Annotated in this window: 1 protein-coding gene; it reads right to left on the bottom strand. The window is 43.2% G+C overall.

Annotation, left to right across the window (positions count from 1 at the left end; translation table 11 throughout):
* On the bottom strand, positions 1–849 hold an 849-nt coding region (nhaR, locus tag A3729_RS16255), incomplete at its 3' end, for a transcriptional activator NhaR (RefSeq protein WP_068634081.1).
* Between the last annotated feature and the right edge of the window lie 423 nt (positions 850–1,272).

Raw genomic sequence — 1,272 nt, 5'->3', positions numbered from 1 at the left:
ATGTTTCAATTTTCGCTCTGGTGAAATAACAAAGAAGTGTTCGCTAACATTGTTTATCTCACCAATCGACTTAACGTTATACATGCGCTCAACTTGGCTTGCCATGGCTGATGGCGCAGGAAAAAAACCTGCACCGCCTTCGCCAAATGCTTTTAGCAATGCACTATCGTCAAACTCTGCGATGACATTTGGTGATATGTCTACCTGATCAAACCAATCATCCAAGCTTCTACGTAAAGCATGATCATTCAGAGGGAGAAGAACGGGTGCCTCATTTAGCAATTCAGGGAACTCTCCTGAATGTTGGTGCCGCAATTCGTCTGTGCCAAAGAAAGATAAGCTACTAGAACCTAGCTCATGGCTAAAGGCTTTAACATTGAGCCCGGTAGGAATACTGCGATCAGATAGCACCAAATCAAGTTTGTGAACGGCTAAATCTCCAAGCAAGCTATCTAGGTCGCTCTCCATACAGACGATTTTTACCGGATCATCTAGTTTCATAGCTGCTTCGAGAAGTTTATAAGCGATGAGTTTGGGAATGGAGTTTACGATTCCAACATTGAAAGTAATTGGTGCTCCGGGCTGCTTGCTTTTGACTCGTTGAGTAAGCTCAGCGCCCAGGCTGAATATTTCATCGGCGTATTGCTCAACCATGCGCCCCATCTCGGTGATAACTAGGCCGCGACCCACTCTTTGAAACAGAGGCTCACCGATAGTTTCTTCAAGCATTTTCAGCTGACCGCTGATTGTTTGAGGCGTTAAATGAAGAGACTCAGCTGCTTTTGCGACGGAGCCTTCTCGAGCGACGGTCCAAAAATATAGCAGGTGGTTGTAATTGATATGTCTCATGCTAAGCCCCCTAAGGTGTATTGACTGACAATCGTAATTCATCAATATTGCAAGTTATATACGAAGATAATGTGATTTTAGATCGGTTTTTTCGATGATGGTTTGTTTAGTGTCAGCTTAATGTTTATTTTCAGTATTGTAGAAGCTTTCCTTATGATCGAAAAAAGCGACCGTTTAGTAAGTAAAAAGCTACTTTTATCGATCCCAGAAAGGCGGGATGATCTAAGTCGTATAAATTGTATTGGGGGATTTTGCTATGTTCTATGTATATTCACCGAGTGGACGGGCCTTCGCTGGGCCGTTGGAAAAGCTTAGGAAGGTTGAGAAACCCGCCAATACCTCGACAATACCGAGTTTAAATTATACAGAAGTAGAGCTTGAAGAGAATGAGCAAGCCAGAAGTTCCTATGATGTGCCCGTCAA

It is taken from the genome of Oleiphilus sp. HI0043, from assembly GCF_001634935.1.
The sequence above is the reverse complement of the archived record's forward strand: the minus strand, read 5'-3'. Positions and strand labels throughout refer to the sequence as shown.